The sequence below is a fragment of the Occallatibacter sp. genome, from assembly GCF_036502485.1.
In the GTDB taxonomy this organism is placed as follows: domain Bacteria; phylum Acidobacteriota; class Terriglobia; order Terriglobales; family Acidobacteriaceae; genus Telmatobacter.
This window is the reverse complement of sequence record NZ_DASXYM010000128.1, coordinates 14,514-33,299: the sequence shown is the minus strand read 5'-3', so window position 1 is coordinate 33,299 and position 18,786 is coordinate 14,514. Positions and strand designations below refer to the sequence as shown.

Here is an 18,786-nt window from a genome sequence, read left to right as displayed (position 1 = left end):
GATGAATTACACCCCTCGGTTGTGAGTACCGACATTTATGCAGTGAATGTCTGCTTTGCGCGGTAAGTCATGCCTCATGAACTGATGACAGATATGTGATTGCACCTCGATCACCACCTGGACTTCACTGTCAGGAGAATTCGATTGACAGACTCTCCCGGGCAACTCAGAATCGCAACACCACGCAGCTGTCGTTCGATGCCGAACGCGTATGCCTGCCGAAATCTGTTCACCTGTATGTGTCCTCCCCATCCGCATTCCCCTGGGCAATAAGGTCGAAGCGGAATAAGCTGCAACAACCCACATCCATCAGAGGTTTGGCCCATGATTTCAAGACTCTGTTCAATTTCCCTTGCTCTGGCCGGTTGTTTCGCCACTCTTGTGCCTGCTCTCGCTGCTCAAACGTCCACTGAGTTGTATTCGCCGGTAAGAGTTCGCGGCTCACTCACATCTGCCGGCTACGGAACCCCAATCGATACGCGCGCGCCAAATATCTTCACCACCCTGACGCTCGAACTCGCATGCCCGGCGGCCAACATATCGGCCGTTTTGTCCGGGCCTCTCTCTTCCGGCAATTCCGGTGGCAACCTGCTGGTGGACAACAACGTTCTGGTCACGGTGACACCTCTGGGCGGAACGCCCGGGCTGCCCGTGAATGTCTGCAGCGGAGGCGCCTCCTCAGGGTCCGCGTATGGTTTGTATAACCAGAACTGCTTCCAGAGTTCCTACAGTTCTCAGGCGGGCAATCTGTTAGGAGTCGAGCCGGATTCGCTCGTCGCCAGCAGCGGGGTCCCTCCCATCGACATCGGAAACCTGCTTATACCCGGCGAAAAACAGATGGTCAAGATAGACCTGACGGATGAAGGCGGTTATCTCGCCACGTCGACTGTCTTCCTGAACAGCAACTGCACTGAGGTCGGCGTAACTGGACCGACACACCTGAACGGGAACCCGGTGACCATTGAAAATGCGCCGTCTTTGACGCAGAGCTTCAACTTCGATCGCAACCCGGGAACACAGGTGACCTTCACGTACGACCTTAGCCGGACCGCGAACGACGCCGGTGGCACGCTCACCGTTCCCGCGGGGAGCACCCCCTGGGTGAACAACGCGGCAATTTCGCCGGCTATCTTCAACGCACAGTTTCGCCCATACACGTCTTTTGCCACCTCGCGATGTCTCATTCACTACGGCGAGGTGGATGCGCAGGGCAATCCCGCCTGCAAGCTCTACACTCTGGAGTGCGTGCTCGGATCGAACCCCGCAGCGGCCGGCGCGAACTGCCCTGTATCATCGCTGCCCAACGAAAGAATGACGGACACATTCGATGGCCCGGATTTCTACCTGAGCAATATCCACACTCCAAATGATGGAACCTTCTCTGAAGGTTTTGGGTTCCTGATGGCCAACGACGTGTGGGCGGGCGGAGCCTGCGCCTTCGCGCCCGCGGCCAATCTGAACGAGCCCTGTCCGCAGAATTTGATGGACAGCTTTGTCGGTCCGGGACTCACCACCGGCCGCGGCACCACAACTCATCCCAATTCCACGTTCATCAGTGTGTCCGGCGTTCCGGAGCCTCGCACATCCCTGCGCATGAAACGCGGACACGACGACGAAGGAGAGGACGACGATGATGCGCAGACGATGTGGATCAACTCAACCACTCTTCCGGTGAGTTTCCACAGCGTCTCGCCTTACCTGTACGACCTTCGCGGCAAGCTGACCGGCGCCGACACTTACATCGCGCAACCCATTCGCAGCATCACCTTCGGAATCTCACCCGCAGGGCAGGTGCCGGATCCAGCGGATAACCCGATCTCCAACGACAGAACTCTCGCGAACGGAAGCTGCCCAGTGCCAACGCCATCCAGTCCGGGATCCCCAGCCCTGCGACAGCCAGCGTTTGATCCACCCGCAGTTGGCGTCGCATTCCCGGGCGACGGCCTCTTTGCGCTGCACTATTTCGCGCAGGACTGTGCGGGGACCAAGGAACTGCAATTTAGAAAGGTAAAAGGAAGCTGGACGACCAGCTTTCGAACTCGGATCATCGGGGTGGATACGACCGCGCCCGCGGTTTCTATCGCCGGTTCACCCAGCACGCATTACTCCATCGGGTCTCACGCCGCCCTGAGTTACAACTGCTCGGATAGTACCCCGGGGTCCGGGATCGTGCGCTGCGGATCGCAACACTTCGCCGGCAAATCCTCCACGGGCAATCTCTCCCTCAACCTCGACACCAAAGCGCACGGCACGCATCACATCACGCTTTGGGCAGAGGACGCCGCCGGAAACAAATCCTCCACGCAGTTCACCTACACGGTTCAGTGATGTCTGGTGGAATGCGCGGCCGCCGTCATTCAGCGGCCGCGCGTCCGGTCATTCCCGCGGCGCCATCCATTCATCACTTTATCGATGCATCTTCAAAGACAGGAGCAGTCACCGACATGGACGCTGTTTCTCCGGCTGCAAGGCGGGTCAGCGTCAGCACCGTGATATCGTCCTGCTGGCCGTAATCCACGGCACGCTGCGCCGCTGCACGCGCTGCCGGCTTGAGCGCCATCAACACGCGAAGGCGATCGAATCCATACATCTGCTTGTTCTCGTCCTGGGCTTCAACGAGCCCATCGGTGTAGAACAACAGTTCATCTCCCGGATGAATACGCAGCGTGCTTTCCGAATAGAAGATATCGGGGACCATCCCCAGCGGCAGCGAGGGGTCGATGGGATGTTCCTGCCCATTCAGAAAGGGAGGCAGATGCCCGGCATTCGCGAGGGTGATGGTCCCATCAGGGTCCAGCCGCAGCAGGATCGCAGTCGCGAATCCTCCGTTCATGCGCCCCAGCAGGCAGCGGTTGACTCCGTCCAGAATCGCGGCGGGTCCTGAAGTGGTTGCCGACTGAGCTCGCAACGCGCCCACAATCATTGACACACTCATGGCGGCCTTGAGCCCCTTGCCGCTCACATCGCCGATTGCAATGATGGACGAACCGTCGGGATGCGGAAGGATCTGAAAGAAGTCTCCTCCTACTTCCTGCGCTGGTATATAGGCGCTGCTTATGGCGAACCCGTCAATGGCCGGCAGAGTCTCCGGCATCAGCACGCGCTGAATCTCGCGGGCGCTCTGCATTTCCTGTTCCAGCGTTGTGCGTCGCGCCTGCTGCTCAAGCAAGTAGCGGAAGACGGCAAACAGGATGATGGCGAAGAGCGCCAGCGATCCCACCTTGTCGATCGTGAATTCCACGCCCTGGATGGAGAGAATGGGCGCGTCCATGACCTTGTCGTAAAGGCTCCAGTGCGTGAATCGCTGTCCCACGGCGCTGATCGACGCGACAGATTCGAACATCTTGAGCGCGAATGCGGCCAGAGCCACGGCCCAACGGGAGATATGATGCTTCCGCCTCAATCCCAGGCCGACGAGCACCAGTGGATACATCTCCAGCAGAAGCATGGAGCCCACCAGAATGCCGTCTGCCCATTGCATTGCGGGTCCTGCGTGAGCCCATTGACTGGCCAGCACAGCATCCGCAGACGCCAGGCCCAGGCCGATCCAGGCCAGGCGCTTTGTCAGCCTGCGCAGGCCGGCGTTCTCGTTCAGTTCCAAGAGGTGCAGCAGCAAAAACCACAGCGAAACGGAGTACAGCATGTATACCGGCTGGTTGATAAAACGTGCCAGCGGGTACGGGAATGGGATGAGGAACAAATGCTCAAGCATCTCCAGTGCAATCGGAGTGACGGTAAAAAGCGCGAGCCACACGAAGAGCTGTTCGCGGATCCGCCGCCACAGCAGCAAGCACAATGTCGCAATGAAAACGCGCAGCAGTACCAGCGAATAGTCGAACAGCTGCGCGCGCACCACTTGCCATGTTACAGAGTCCTGGTTGAGCTGAATGACCTCTGGCGCTCCCAGAAGAGGGGTCGCATACAAGCCCCCCAGTTCATCTGTGCTGAAGGTTTCAAGCGGCGCCTTCCAAAAGCGGATCGAAAGCACACCGGCTCGCTCGCCGCTCAGCGCAAAAGATCGCGGGAAGGTGCTGTAGTACCAGGAGGGACGAGGTGGCAGCTTGCCATAGCTCCCAATCAGCTTGCAGTTCCAGTAGAGCTCGTACGCATCATCGGCCGCAGGTATCAAGAGGCGGTACTGACGGTGTTGGTTCTGAGACGGCTCGATGGTGATGTGTTTCCGGTACCAGGCGTAGCCGGTGTAAGAGGGGTACCCCTGAGAGCCCCAGGATTGGTCCGGCTGGATGACATCCCAGGCGGTGTCGGAAAGTTCGGGGCGGCACCAGTCGGAGTTGTCGCCCGTATGAAACCGCCAGCCGCCATCCAGCTCTATCGCGCCTTCTCCTACTACATCGACGACCAGATTCGCGGAGACACGACCTCTCGCCGGCTCGCTGCCAACAGCGCACGCGAACTGCAAGACAGCCGCCACTAGGCAGGCTTTGACGAGGAAGCCGCGGAACACGAGCACAGCATACCATTTTGTGAGTCGCTCGCAGAGACTTTGCGCTGCGATTGCGGGCCACTCCGCACTATCGGTGGCCAGGAGGCTTCCGAGGCGCCTGCGCAGCCGCGATCGTTCCGGCGCATTCAGCGGCCGGAGCAGGCACACCGCCCAGCCCTCAGGACTCGGCCAGCGAAGGCGCTTTGAAGCCGTCCACATGCCAGATCAGCCGGCTGTAGTCACGGATCGAACGGTCCGATGAGAACTTGCCCGATCTCGCCGTGTTCAGGATCGACATGCGGCTCCAGCGGTCGACGTCGAGATATGCCTCGCTGACGCGTGCCTGGCAGTCCACATAGGGCTGAAAATCGGCGAAGAGCATGTATTCGTCGCGGTCAAGCAGAGAACGGAGCAGGGGTTGAAACATCGCGTTGTCGCCACGCGAGAAGACGCCGTTCGACACTGCGTCGATAACCTCACGCAGTATGCCGTTGGAGTGGTAATAGTCAGACGGAGAATATCCCGCCGCTTTCCTGGCCATCACTTCCTGCGTCGTCATTCCGAAGAGGAAGAAGTTTTCAGGCCCCACTTCCTCGCGAATCTCGACGTTGGCGCCATCGAGTGTCCCAATCGTCACCGCGCCATTCATGGCGAACTTCATGTTGCCTGTGCCCGAAGCCTCTTTACCCGCGAGCGAAATCTGCTCTGATAGATCAGCCGCCGGGTACACCCGTTGCCCGAGCGAGACGTTGTAATCGGGGAGGAACACCACCTTCAACCGGTCCCGCACCTCGGGATCGTTGTCTATGGTTTCTCCGACTGAGGTGATCAGCTTGATGATGAGCTTGGCCATGTAGTAGCCAGGCGCCGCCTTGCCGCCGAACAGGAATGTACGCGGCGCGATGGCCAGCCCTGGATTCCGCTTCAGATGAAAATACAGAGCGGCGATGTGCAGGACATTGAGATGCTGGCGCTTGTACTCGTGAATGCGCTTCACCAGAACGTCAAACATGGTTGCCGGATTGACCAGCGCGCTTGTCTTCTCGCGAATGTAAGCTGCCAGGCGAACCTTTGTGGCGTACTGAACTTTCATCCAGTCGGAGCGGAACTCGGCATCGTCGACATGTTGTTCAAGATCCCGCAGCCTTTCCAGGTCGCCGATCCACTTAGCCCCGATCCGGCTTGAGATAAGCGCGGTGAGATCCGGATTGCTGAGCGCGACCCATCGGCGCGGGGTCACGCCGTTGGTCACATTGACGAATTTTTCCGGCCAGAGAGTATTGAAATCGTGAAGCACCTCGGTCTTCAGCAATTGGCTGTGCAACGCCGCGACGCCGTTGATATGGTGGCTGCCCACACACGCCAGCTTGGCCATCTGGACGTAACGCTCCCCCCTCTCGTCAATCAGCGACACGCGTTGAATCAGTCCTTCGTCGCCGGGAAACCGGCTGCGCACCTCTTGCAGGAACCGGGCATTGATCTCGTTGATGATTTCCATGTGCCTTGGCAGCAACTCGGAAAAGAGCGGGAGAGGCCATCTTTCCAAAGCCTCGGGGAGCAGTGTGTGATTGGTGTAAGCCAGGGCCTGGCGGGTGATTTCCCACGCCGCCTCCCAGCCCATGCCGTGCTCATCCATCAGGAGCCGCATCAGCTCCGCCACCGCGATTGAAGGATGGGTGTCATTCATCTGTATGGTCCACTTCTGGTGGAAGGTATCGAGGCTACGTCCCTGGCGGAGGTGGACCCGGATCATGTCCTGCAACGAGCAAGACACGAAGAAGTATTGCTGCTGGAGCCTCAACTGCTTGCCTTGAATGCCCTCGTCGTTTGGATACAGGACCTTGGTGATGTTTTCAGAGAACACCTTCTCGGCGACCGCGCCCTGATAATCGCCGGTATTGAAGCGGTCGAACTGGAACGATTCAGCCGCTTCGGAGGCCCACAGGCGGAGGTTTCCCGCGGAACGCCCCTCGTACCCGAGCACGGGGGTGTCATAGGGGACACCCTTGATTTCTACAGCGGGAATCCATCGCACGCGGTACTTGCCGTCGACGCCCGTGCCCGCTTCGGTATGGCCGGCGAAGCCGACCTTCACTGCCGATTGCGGACGCCGGATCTCCCACGGATTTCCCAAGCGAAGCCACTTGTCCGTGATCTCCACCTGCCATCCGTCGCGAATCTCCTGATCGAAGATACCGAATTCGTAACGGATTCCGTAGCCCACGGAGGGGATGCCCAGGGTCGCAAGCGAATCCAAATAGCACGCGGCCAGACGTCCCAATCCCCCATTGCCCAACCCCGGTTCTTCCTCCTGGCTGCTGATCTCGTCCAGATCGAGGCCCAATTCCGTGAGCGCCTGTTCCAGTGGCTCGCCGATCCCGAGGTTCAGGATATTGTTCTTCAGGTGAGGCCCCATGAGGAACTCGGCCGAGAGGTAACAGACCACGCGGGCATCGCGGTCCAGGTTGTTCTCGAGGGTTTCAAGCCATCGGCGCAGAAGCCGGTCGCGCACCGTGTAGGCCAGCGCCGTGTAGTAATCGAGCGAAGTGGCGTTTGCCGGGAACCTGCCGGCGATGTAAAAGAGGTTATCCAGGATGGCGCGCTTGAGGGTCTCCACGTGCGTGCCGGTACGGTCGTCCTCCACGATGATTTGCTGCTGCAGGACATCGCTCATAGTCTTCTCCTTATCGGGCAGACCGCCGGCAGGTTGTTCTTCAACTCAGGTGGATGAGCGCGCGCGGGAAGTATCCTTTGAAACCTCGTGCGTCCCCACTGTTTCCGGGGCCGCCGCCCTCGGCGGTTCGCAGCAGCTCGTAACTGCCGTCGGACTTCATGACCCAAGCTAGCCGCTGGTCACGGAGGTTCGCATCTAGCACTTCCCACAGTCCTGTCTTCAGCGGGGATCCCAACAGGAGTGACGATCTCAACGCAGCTGGAGAGATTCTTTGCATCCAGTCCGCGAGGCGACGAAGAACTCGCGAATGACTAACTGCTGATTCTGCCAGGGATGGCAATTTGATGACGACAGGTCCGTCTCTTTCGAGCCAAAACCACACGGTTTACTGAGCTTCGCGGTGTTTACGAGGAAATTGCGCCTTGATGACGACCCCTTTGGCGGGCGCGGTCTCGAGGAAGAACTTCCCCCCTGATCGCTCGATTCTCTCTCGCATCCCTCGTACTCCGAAATGATGAGCCTGACGATCGACGTGAGAGTCGGGCTCGAAACCGCAGCCATCGTCGATGACGCGCAGATTGAAATCGTTGGGCCCGTAAATCAGCGAGACCTCCACGCGCAACGGGTTGCCGTGGTTGAGCGCATTGAAGACCGCTTCGCGGGCCACCATGAGAACGTCGTGAGCCCGCGGATGGGTGAGCGCGAAAGGCATGCCGGTCACGGTGAAGGTAACGGGCACATTGAACTCTCTGCTCAAGTGCTCGGTCATGCGTCTGATCTTTGCGTCGACATCGGAGGCGTCACCATTAGATTCGCGCAGGTTCCAGATCGCCTCCCGGGCTTCGTTGATGGTGGAGCGCAATTCGGTGCCGGCGAATTCAAGTATGCCGGCACGATCTGCTGTCCCATCCATCGAAGCGGCTTCAAGGAGCGCGGAGACGCCGGTGCACCCCTGAATGACGGTGTCGTGCATCTCGCGCGCAAGCCGGCTGCGCTCTTCGAGCACGGCTTCAAAGCGGGAACGCATCTGACGGATGCGATAGCGATACACGCCGAACACGGCCAGCGCAATCAGCAGCAGGCTAGCGGAGATGAACCACCAGGTGCGATAGAAATGAGGCTTCTGTATCACCTCCATGGCGGTTTCGCCGAGGGAATCCGGGTTGCCGATTTCAAACACCTGTACGCGGAAGAGGTATTTGCCTGGCGGGAGATTGGTGTAGTCCGCGGTGCGAGCAGAGGTGGGAGGGCTCCAGCTTTTGTCGAACCCATCAAGGCGGTAGTGGAATCGCAAGCCGTCCTGAGAACGCAGGCGAATGGGCGCAAAGCTGAAAGCGAGGCGGCTGTTGCCGGGCGCCAGCACGATTGGACCGGTGGTCACGGAGGTGCGGCCTTCGGCAAAGGTCGCCTGAAGCTGCAGGGGAGGAGGCGATAGAAGAGAACGCCGGACCGGCAGAACGTGGATGGCTCCCCGGCTGCTGGGAAACCACGCGTCGCCTTGCGCAGTCATGGCGCCGGACGACTGCGTTCCTCCGTAGATCTCAGTGTTGCCTTCCATCTCAAAGACGGAATGGAATGTCAATGCGAGACGCGAGTTAGGAGAGATTGCCTTAGCATCGAGATCTTTGCGGTTGAGGAGGGATATGCCATTGGGACCACTCATCCATAAATGGCCGTCGCGATCTTCAAGAATGGCGTAGACAGCGTTGCCGGCGAGCCCATCGTCCGTAGTGAAGTGGGTGAGCTTGCCGTCCCGAAAACGATAGAGGCCGCTGTCGCGGGTACCAAACCAGAGTCCGCCGTCCGCGTCCTCATGAATGGCCCAGATCTTCATTTCTGCAAGGGGCGCGAGAACCGGGTCATGCAGGAAGCTGGTACCGCGCATGTGGCTCAGGCCTCGTTCGGTCCCGACCCATTGATCTCCCCGCCGATCGATCAGCAAGGCACGAATACTCTGGTACACCAGGCCGTCCGCAACAGAATAGGCCTGGACGGAGAAGCGGCCGTGGTCGACGACCAGGTGATTCAGCCCTCCGTCCGTACCGACCCACATGCTGCCATCGGGAGCCTGAACGATAGCACGGATATAGTTATTGGCGAGGGATGTGATGTGCGTGATCTGCCCGTCCGCGATGCGGAAGAGCCCGTCGCCGTCGGTCCCGATCCATAGCGCGCCGGAGCGGTCGCGGAACACGTTGCGCACATGCTCGCCGCGCGTGCCGGGCAAGCTTTCGGGCACAATCACGCCGTCGCGCAGATGAAACAACTGCGCCGAGGCAATCCAGAAGCTTCCGTCGCGATCCTCATAGATGGTGCCGAAATCGGCGTCGTTCTGAACGGGGAATGGGACGATGCTGACGGGGGAGCGCGTGAGACGGAGCATCCCGGTCTGAGTGCCGATCCAGAAGTTCTTCTCGCTGTCTTCATAGAAATTCAAGACCGTGTTGCTGGGCAATTGCGCCGGGGCGGTGATATGGGTCAGTTGGCCGCCGCTCAGCTGAAACACACCCTGCCCGATGGTTCCCACCCAGAGGACACCATCCGGAGTCTGGCGAAGCACGCGGACGGTGCTGGAGATGCCGCGCACCGGCTCGAAGTGGTCCTTACCTGGAGGCATGGCATTCAGGCCCACCACCGTACCAACCCAGAGGGTTCCGTCCTGTGTCTGGGTGATGGACTTAACCATGTTCTGGCTGAGCTCCGGGCCCAGAGGAATGCGGCGCGCAACCATGTGATCGATACAGACGAGAGGGAAACCGCCAACCCATAAACGTCCGTCGCGATCCTGGTAGATGGAGTGGACGGAGATGTTGGGAATGGCCGCGGTGCCGTCGACGCGTCCGAAGCGGCCTTGGCTGAACCGCATCAGTCCGTTATCGGTGCCGGCCCAGATTGTTCCCGCGGCGTCCTGAAAGATGGCACGGACGAAATCGTTGCTCAATCCGTCCTTCGTGCTCCAGGAGCGGAACTGGCCGTGGTCATAGCGGACCACGCCTCCGCCCTCGGTCCCGATCCACAGCGCGCCGTCGCGCGCAACGGTAAGGCAAAAGATGCTGTTCTCATGCAATTCCGGGGTGTTCTGGCGACTGAACACAGCGAAGTGTGCGCCATCGAAGCGGACAAGGCCCCCGGTGGTGCCGATCCACAGGTATCCGTCGCCGGTTTGGGCAAACGCCTGAACCGTCTGCTCCGGCAGCCCTTCGAATCCCTGCCAAACCCGCCGCGTGTAGCTGTTGAAAGCCTGACTGCAAGCGATTGCGCAGAGGACTGAACAAAGGATGACTGACGCGGCAATGCTGCGGAACCTTGGCATGGAATCGCTCAGTATACGCTGGGGGATGCTCCTGTCGAACTCTTCCCGGCCGAAAGGTGCGCAGGGAGACCATTTTTGGTTCTAGTCCGACTTTGGTCGGATTCGCCACAAGGCGAGGAGGCATAAGGTTATCTTTCTTGTCCTGGAGAGATACGCAATGTTTTTTGTGTGCCGAACGAAATCTATAGGCCTGCGCGCAGCGGTCCGCAGTGTGTGCATCAGGTTTTTCGCCTTTGCTGTGGTTGGCCTGTTTTTGCTTCAGGTTACCCGTTTGTCTGCCCAGGTGGCCACTCCCATTGCGATCGACGCCAGCCAGCCCTACACCGAGCCGGGGCCAGCACGCTATGACGGAGGCACCGCGAAATCACCTTCCGGCAGCACTTTGGCCGTAAACAGCCGTTATCTCCTGCGCGACGGCAAGCCCTGGCTGCCCGTGGTCGGCGAGTTTCATTTCTCCCGCTATCCGGAATCGCTGTGGGAGGAGGAGATCCTCAAGATGAAGGCGGCGGGCATCAATGTGGTCGCCACCTACGTATTCTGGATCCATCACGAAGAGATCGAAGGGCAATTCGATTGGCAGGGACGGCGCGACCTGCGCCGGTTTGTTCAGCTATGCGCCAGGCACAAGATGTATGTTGAGGTCCGCATTGGCCCCTGGGACCATGGCGAGGTGCGCAACGGAGGATTCCCCGACTGGCTGCTCAAAAAGAGTGTGAAGACCCGCGCGAACGACCCGGTGTATCTCTCGTACGTGCGTCGGTGGTACGGGCAGATTGCTGAGCAGGTGAAGGGCCTGTTGTGGAAGGACGGCGGCCCAATCATCGCGATCCAACTCGAAAACGAGTACGGCTATCGCAGCCCCGGGACCGGGGAAGCGCACATCCTGGAGCTCAAGAAGCTTGCGGTCGACGTCGGCTTCGATGTGCCGTTCTACTTTGTCACGGGGTGGGACCACGCCGTGGTTCCAGCGGGCGCGGTCATCCCGGTTTACGGCGGCTATCCTGACGCCCCGTGGGACGCTTCGACGACGAAACTGCCGCCGTCGGAAGTGTATGCGTTTCGCTTCCACAGCCGCGTGGCTTCGAATATGGGAGTGATTGGCGCAGCGGCCGGGGACGGCGAGGATACGTCGGCGACAGCGCATTTGCCGTACTTCACTGCGGAGATCGGCGGCGGCCTTCAGAATACGTATCACCGCCGGCTGGTGGTTCATGCCGACGATATCGCAGCGATGTTCCCGGTGATGCTGGGCTCGGGTGTCAATCTGTACGGCACGTACATGTTTCAGGGAGGAGAGAATCCGGATGGGAAACTCTCCACGCTCCAGGAGTCGCAGGCGACCGGATATCCCAATGACCTCCCCATCAAGTCCTACGATTTCCAGGCGCCGCTGAGCGAGTTTGGCGAGGAGCGCGAGTCGTTCCGGAAGATGAAGGTGTTCCAATATTTCCTGAACGACTTCGGCGATTATCTTGCCCCGATGGTGGTGCACGCTCCCGACCGTCAGCCGGATAATCCACGTGATTTGTCTGTGCCTCGTGCCGCGGTCCGCTCGCGCGGAGATTCAGGGTTCATCTTCTTCAACAACCACGTGCGCAACTACGAGATGCCGGCGCGGGCTGCGACGCAGTTTGAAGTTCGTCTTCCGCAAGGAATCCTCCGCGTTCCGAACCATCCCATAGACATTCCCACCGGCAGCTATTTCATCTGGCCGTTCAACCTGCACGCGGGTGGAGTCAACATCCGCTACAGCACTGCGCAATTGTTTACGCGCATTGCGCGCGAGGGGGAGGACACGCTCTATTTCGTCGCCATCCCGGGCTTGCCGGTTGAGTTTGCCTTCGATTCGAATACCGTGAAATCGCTGCGCTCCACTAGCGGCGACGCAAGCCGGGACCAAGGCATCCTCGTGGTGAGTGGCCTGAAGCCGGGTGTGGATTCGTCTATCGACGCGCTGGACGCGAAGGGTGGCAAGGTTCACCTTGTGGTGCTCACGCGGACGGAGGCGGAAGACGCCTGGAAGGTGGAGCTTGGCGGCAATTCAGCAGGCATTGGCGCGAGTCAACACCTGCTCATCACGGCGCAGGATTTCTTTGCCGACCCGGGAGGGGGGCAGGAGCGAATTCTCCTTCGTTCCCGCGGAAGCGCGGATTTCGCATTTACGATCACGCCGCCCGTCGACTCGACTCCGCAAGGCAGCCTTCCGGTGATGCGAGGTGAAGCAACGCCGCAGTCGGCTCGCTTCACCGCAGACGCCGGAGCGCGCAATCCGGAACTGAGATACACCTTAGTTCAGCCCGCGAGCGAGGCCCCGCCGGTGAAACTCGGACCTCCACCCGGGTGGCGCTCCCAGGGGGTGGCCGAGGCGCCGGGGCCCGACGATCCGCCGTATGCCGGCCGCTGGTCCATCGAGGTTCCGCCCGATTCGCTCCAAGGGCTAAGCAATATATATATGGAGGTAACATACCAGGGAGATCTGGCCCGCCTTGACGCGAGCAAGACACTACTTACAGATAACTTCTACAACGGTCAGACATGGTCGATCGGGCTGCGTGAATTCCTTGCATCAAACGCTCATTCCTTTGGGTTGACCATTATGCCCTTGCGACGGGATGCTCCTGTCTATTTCGAGTTGCAACACGCTCCCGCTTTCGGATCGAACGGCCAGGCTGCCGGCATCGAAAGGATGCGTCTCGTGCCCGAGTACCAACTCGTTCTTACAGACGGAGGGGCTAGCCGGTCAGGCAAAACGAAAACGTCAGATCGCCAACGAAACACATCTGACGGGCGCTGACGGCAGCGGCAGCGCGGCTTCGCGGAAGTCGTCGGTCGGCTCACCGCAGCGCTAGCTCTCTAAGCATGCCTCCGTTGCAGAGGGAGCGCAAATTATTTTGCGGCCAATCCGACTTTAGTCGGATTCAAGTCGCACAACGGCGGGACTACTATCCGATCCGATCATCCGGGGAGCCGCGACATACGCGTGAAAGTTCTTATGGCGATCTCATTGCGCCTTCGGACTAGAAGAATCGAACGACAAAAGCCGTGAATTTGGGAGTGCCAGAGGAAGGTTCAAAGATGAAACAGGTAATTCGCATCGCCATCGTCATTACGATGGCTGTGCTGCTGGTGGGTGGCATGGCCACAGCCGACGCACAGAGCAACACCGCCACCCTGACGGGCACCGTCAACGACAAGAGCGGCGCGCTGATTCCCCATGCAACCGTGGTCATCACCGATGCGGCTTCGGGGATAAAGCGCACCACGAGCAGCGACGATCGCGGGTACTTTTCGCTCGTCGGCATTCCGGTGGGCACGTACGATGTGGCGGTGTCGGCACCAGGTTTCAACACGCTGGTGCGACAAGGGGTCGAAGTTCATATCAGCGACCAGATCGAGTTGAAGGGGATCTCTCTGCCCGTGGCCGCGGCCAACCAATCCGTGACCGTGACCGCGGAGAGTGCTGAACTGACCCCGGCCACGACCGGCGAAGTGAGCTACACGATCAGCGATACCCAGATCCATAACATGAACATTGAGGGACGGAGCGCGATTGAATTGCTTGGCCTGATCCCCGGATCGGGCAACACTGGCAATTTCAATGGCGTCTACAACGGCGCTTCCGCCGGCTTCACCCAGAACGCCAGCGCGTTTACCGTGAACGGGAACCGCTTCGACCAGGTGTCAGTGGTGAGCGACGGCGCGTCGGTTTCAGACTTGAATACCGCAGGAGCAGCGGCGGTTACGCCGAACGTGGACATGATCGCCGAGCTGAAGGTGCAGTCGGCGGCCTATTCGGCGGCGGAGCCGAACGGGCCGGTGGTAGTCTCCACCGAGACTAAGTCGGGCGGGCGGGAAATACATGGGCTGGCGGAGATCACGGTCCGTCACCATGCACTGAACGCTTCGGACTGGCAGGAGAAGGCTAACGGCTTGCCGGCTCCGAACACTTCGCTTTACTACCCGGCATTTCAGATCGGCGGACCGCTGAAGATTCCGCACGCGAAGAGCCTGCAGGACAAGCTGTTCTTCTTTGCGGCTACCGAGATTTCGCAACAGCACGTGGACCTGGTGCCGCGTTCAGCCGTGGTGCCCACGGCTGACATGCGCAATGGCGATTTCAGCGATTCGGCTTATCTCACTGCGCTCTCGGGGCCGGAGAACAACTGGCTGAACTGGATGGTGGGCAGCAACCCGTGCGACAAGATCTGGACCCAGTGCGGCAATGGAGCGCATGGATGGGGGCAGATCAACGCCGACGTGATCGATCCCGGCGGCAAGATTCTTATGAACGCGTTGCCCTTGCCGAACGTGGATCCTGCCACGCACGGCGGGTTCAATCTCATCACCGACTTCGTGGTGTCGCAGCCGCGCAATCAGGAAATCCTCAAGCTTGATTTCGCCGCAAGCGAGAAGACGCATGCCTACGTACGCTACAACCACGAGAACGAGAGCGTGCCTTCTCCATACGGACCTTGGAACCAGTGGAACCAGGCTCCCTATCCGGTTCCCCAGAACCAGAAGAACGCCTCAAATTCAGTGAACACCACGCTCACAAACGTGCTTAGCTCGACGCTCACCAATGAGGCTTCGCTGGGGTACACAAGATTCTCTCTGTTCACGGTGATCGACAATGTCGAGGCGGTTTCGCGCACGGCGACGAATTACCCCTACGCGAATCTCTACGACACGAATAACGATCTTCTGCCCAACGTGAGCTTCGAGAAAAATCTCGGCGGAATGTATATTGCGGGCGGCGAGGCGCCTCCGTACCTCGGCGCGCAGAACAACTATACCTTCAATGAGGGTCTGACGAAGCTGAAGGGCGTACACCTGATCAAGGTGGGCTTCTTCTGGCAGACGGGGCGCTTCAACAACCGCACCACTGGTAACGACAACGGCTCGGTGACCACGCAGAATTACACGACGGTGACAGGCAACGACTGGGCCGACCTGTTGCTGGGATACGTTTCCAACTATAGCCAGTCGAGCAACAACATCGAAGCAGCCATGCAGCTGAACCGCTTCGACTTTTACGGTGAGGATGCGTGGAAGATCGACTCGCACCTGACCCTCAACTATGGCCTGCGCGTGGATCACATCGGCTGGTGGTACGACCGTGGCGGCCACATCGCGGTCTTCAATCCGGCGGCCTACGATGCCAACTCGAGCTACACCGATTACACCGGCTTGCAATCGCATCGCACGAATTCCTCGGTGCCGCTGTCGGGCTCCAAGCCGCTGGGCTTCCAATGGGCGCCGCAGCTGGGCTTCGCCTACGACCTGTCCAGTCAGGGCAGGACGATCATCCGCGGCGGCTTCGGCACGAACTATTACAGCGATCCGGGTATAAACGCCTACTCGGCAATCATGGCGCCCCCGAACTTCCAGACCGTGAGCCTGTGGGCGGGATCGACTCCGTACACCCTAAGCGGTCTCTCGAACCTGGACGTCTCTACCACGCTTCCCAGTGTGTGGGGAACCGCTAACCCGAGCGATCATCACGCGCCGGTCACTTACTCGTGGAACCTTGCCGTGTCGCATCAGTTCTGGGGTGCCAACAAGGTGGAAGCCAATTACGTGGCTAACTCCAGCCACGACCTCGTCGGCTACGGCGTTCTCAATCCCGTACCCGAGGGCTGCGAAACAGGTCCATGGTATGGAACCTGGTACGACCAGCAGTGCCGCCCGTATAAGAACTACGGCGACATTTCAGTCCATAAGCACAACCTGAACTCGAATTACAACGCGCTGCAGTTGACGATCGCGCGCCAAAGGGGTTGGCTCAACTACTGGGGCAGTTACACATTCGGAAAGACCCTGGCCTACAACGCCGAAGACGCATTCGACATGACGCGCTGGTACGGCCCGGCTCCGTTCGATCGCACGCACATACTGAGCCTCTCGTATTACCTGAATCTTCCCAGCGTGAGCAAGAGCCATCTTGGCAATTCGCGACTCGGCAATGCGGCGCTGGACGGCTGGCACTTCTCCGGAATCTTCCAGGAGATGTCGGGCGGTCCGATCGGCAACAACTTCGGCTCGGAATACGCGGTGAATCAGAACACCATTGGCATCTGGGGACCCGGCAATTACGGCGCGTTCGCGACCGGCACTCCCAACGAGGTCGCCGTTCCCAAGCTGATCTGCGATCCGCGCAAGGGGCTGGGTAAGGACCAGTATTTCAACCCTGCCTGTTTTGCCGGTCCGACGCAGCTCTCCAACGGTCAGTATCGCCTGCCGTACATTCACGGCCCCGCGTACATCAACGATTCGACCGGCGTGTTCAAGACGTTCAAGGTGGCAGAGAGGAAGACGCTCGAATTCCGCGCGGAGGCATTCAACTTGTTCAACCATCCATGGAACTGGTTCAAGCCGTACGATCCGAACATGTACATGGGTTTTGACACGGACGGCAAGATGGTTAGCACCAACCCAGCGGGCACGATCGATAACAAGACGGGACACCGCGAGTTCTCGCTAGCGGCGAAGTTCAACTTCTGAAATCATTTGAACTACATCGGTTGAAACTGCCGGCAACGAGAAAAGCGCAAACCGCTCTCGTTGCCGGAACTTTGTGCACCTCACTCATTCAGCATGCGCATTCTTCGTAATCTTGTTTTCCTGTGCTGCATCACTGCAGTGCTCGTGCGGTACCTGCCGGCGCAGACCTACGCGGTCGGGGCCGATATCTCGTTTCTCGCCAAGTGCGAGAAGGACGGGGCTGTATTCAAGGAGAACGGCCAGCCCTCCGATGTGCTCGCCATGCTGCGCGAGCACCATTACAACTGGGTGCGGCTGCGCGTGTTTCACGACCCCTCGGTTGATGGGGACAAGTTGCCGAACGACCTTGCTTACACGATCGCGCTCGCTCAGCGTGCCAAGGCGCAGAATTTCCATCTTCTGCTCTCCATCCACTACGCGGATGGATGGGCAGATCCGGGCAAGCAGCCCACGCCCGCGGCGTGGCGCGAATTGAAGCACAAGCAACTTGTACAGCAAGTCTTTGAGTACTCTCGCGACGTCATCGGATCGATGGCCAGGGCGGGAGTCATGCCCGACATGGTGCAGGTTGGAAACGAGGTCACGGCGGGCATGCTCTGGCCCGATGGCAAGCTGCCCAATAACTGGGACAACTTCGCGGACTTGCTCCAAGCCGGCATCCGCGGCATCGATGCGGGCCGCGGTCCTTTCCGAATGCCACGCATTATGATCCACATCGAACGCAGCGGTGACTACGATGCGGCGACGTGGTTTTTCGACAACCTGATTGCACACCACGTACGCTTCGATTTGATAGGACTGTCGTACTATCCTTTCTGGCACGGCAGTATTGCGAAGCTGCGCGGTAATCTGCACGATCTGGCGCTACGCTACCGCCGCCCCATCATCGTCGTCGAGACAGCTTCGAATTGGACATCGATGGCTGCAGCAGAGAAGAAGTATGATTTTGCCGAGAGCCCCGCCGGGCAAAGGGCCTTTCTGCAGGCGGTGGATGCCGCCGTTCGCGCCGTTCCCTACGGATTGGGCCAGGGCGTCTTCTGGTGGGAACCCGCGGCCGAGGGCCCGCTGCGGGGGCGCAGCTTCTTCGATGAGAATGGCAATGTGTTGCCTGTGATTTCGGCTTTCGATGATACATCGGGCCGCTGAGCGGCATCGGAGGTTTCAGGGCTGCTCGCCCCTGGCGCGGCTCAGAGGACGATGAATATGCAGCGAATGGTAAAGGAAATCGGGAAGATCAGGGTCTTGGTGGTGGACGATCATCCGATTATGCGTTTCGGCATTGCCACCATCATCGACGCCACGCCGGATATGGAAACCGTAGCGCAGGCGGGAAGTGCGGAAGAAGCGATTGAACTCTACGAACAATTCCTTCCTGACATCACCCTGATGGATCTGCAACTGCCAGCCATGAGCGGAGTAGATGCCATACGCAACATCATTGCCCGCCATCATGACGCGCGCTTCGTTGTGCTTACTACCTACGAAGGAGACGAGGACATTCACCAGGCTCTGGAGGCGGGCGCGCGCAGCTACATTATCAAGGGCATGCCGCACGACGCGCTGGTGAGCGCTTTGCGCCGGGTGAATTCAGGAGGCAGATTCCTGCCGCCGCCGGTATCGCGCGCGCTTTCATCGCGCACGCCGAATTCCGACCTGAGTGCTCGTGAACGTGAAGTGCTCAAGCTGATCGTGAAAGGCAAAAACAACAAAGAAATTGCAAAAGACCTCGGCATTACCGAAGCCACAGTGAAATGCCACGTCGGCGTGATCCTGTCGCGGCTGAACGTATCCGACAGGACGCAGGCCGCTGTTGCCGCGCTGCAGCGAGGACTGGTTCACCTGTAGCGCCGGACG

8 protein-coding genes are annotated in these 18,786 nt (G+C 59.5%); 5 read left to right on the top strand and 3 right to left on the bottom strand.

The annotated features are described in order from the left end of the window. The first annotated feature begins 381 nt into the window (after nucleotides 1–381). Nucleotides 382–2,328, top strand: coding sequence for a hypothetical protein (locus VGL22_RS16730; protein ID WP_465268085.1), 1,947 nt, complete (start codon nucleotides 382–384; stop codon nucleotides 2,326–2,328). Between the two features lie 73 nt (nucleotides 2,329–2,401). Here the strand turns inward: VGL22_RS16730 and VGL22_RS16725 are convergent, their stop codons facing one another. The 3 genes from VGL22_RS16725 to VGL22_RS16715 all read right to left on the bottom strand — a co-directional run bounded on the left by VGL22_RS16725 (nucleotide 2,402) and on the right by VGL22_RS16715 (nucleotide 10,431). Then, nucleotides 2,402–4,612: a PP2C family protein-serine/threonine phosphatase gene (locus tag VGL22_RS16725; RefSeq protein WP_465268084.1), complete on the bottom strand. Its 2,211-nt coding sequence runs from the start codon at nucleotides 4,610–4,612 to the stop codon at nucleotides 2,402–2,404. A 10-nt stretch (nucleotides 4,613–4,622) separates the two neighbouring features. Then, entirely contained in the window at nucleotides 4,623–7,118 is a 2,496-nt protein-coding gene (locus VGL22_RS16720; protein ID WP_465268083.1) for a glycogen/starch/alpha-glucan phosphorylase, read from the bottom strand. Between the two features lie 385 nt (nucleotides 7,119–7,503). Next, nucleotides 7,504–10,431, bottom strand: coding sequence for a sensor histidine kinase (locus VGL22_RS16715; RefSeq protein ID WP_465268082.1), 2,928 nt, complete (start codon nucleotides 10,429–10,431; stop codon nucleotides 7,504–7,506). 271 nt (nucleotides 10,432–10,702) lie between these two features. Here VGL22_RS16715 and VGL22_RS16710 point away from each other — a divergent pair, with 271 nt between their 5' ends. The 4 genes from VGL22_RS16710 (at nucleotide 10,703) to VGL22_RS16695 (ending at nucleotide 18,777) form a co-directional block, all read left to right on the top strand. Beyond that, nucleotides 10,703–13,225, top strand: coding sequence for a beta-galactosidase (locus VGL22_RS16710; protein ID WP_465268081.1), 2,523 nt, complete (start codon nucleotides 10,703–10,705; stop codon nucleotides 13,223–13,225). A gap of 281 nt (nucleotides 13,226–13,506) precedes the next feature. Then, nucleotides 13,507–16,932, top strand: a complete 3,426-nt coding sequence (locus VGL22_RS16705) for an outer membrane beta-barrel protein (RefSeq protein ID WP_465268080.1) — start codon at nucleotides 13,507–13,509, stop codon at nucleotides 16,930–16,932. A 93-nt stretch (nucleotides 16,933–17,025) separates the two neighbouring features. Then, the gene (locus VGL22_RS16700) at nucleotides 17,026–18,078 is read left to right on the top strand and encodes a glycoside hydrolase family 53 protein (RefSeq protein WP_465268079.1); all 1,053 of its coding nucleotides are present in this window, start codon (nucleotides 17,026–17,028) and stop codon (nucleotides 18,076–18,078) included. 57 nt (nucleotides 18,079–18,135) lie between these two features. Then, nucleotides 18,136–18,777, top strand: a complete 642-nt coding sequence (locus tag VGL22_RS16695) for a response regulator (protein ID WP_465268078.1) — start codon at nucleotides 18,136–18,138, stop codon at nucleotides 18,775–18,777. Nucleotides 18,778–18,786 lie beyond the last annotated feature (9 nt).

Coding starts and splice junctions, on each gene's coding strand:
- VGL22_RS16720 (WP_465268083.1), bottom strand. CDS start 7,118: ATGAGCGATGTCCTGCAGCAGCAAATCATCGTGGAGGACGACCGTACC.
- VGL22_RS16715 (WP_465268082.1), bottom strand. CDS start 10,431: ATGCCAAGGTTCCGCAGCATTGCCGCGTCAGTCATCCTTTGTTCAGTC.
- VGL22_RS16705 (WP_465268080.1), top strand. CDS start 13,507: ATGAAACAGGTAATTCGCATCGCCATCGTCATTACGATGGCTGTGCTG.
- VGL22_RS16700 (WP_465268079.1), top strand. CDS start 17,026: ATGCGCATTCTTCGTAATCTTGTTTTCCTGTGCTGCATCACTGCAGTG.
- VGL22_RS16695 (WP_465268078.1), top strand. CDS start 18,136: ATGCAGCGAATGGTAAAGGAAATCGGGAAGATCAGGGTCTTGGTGGTG.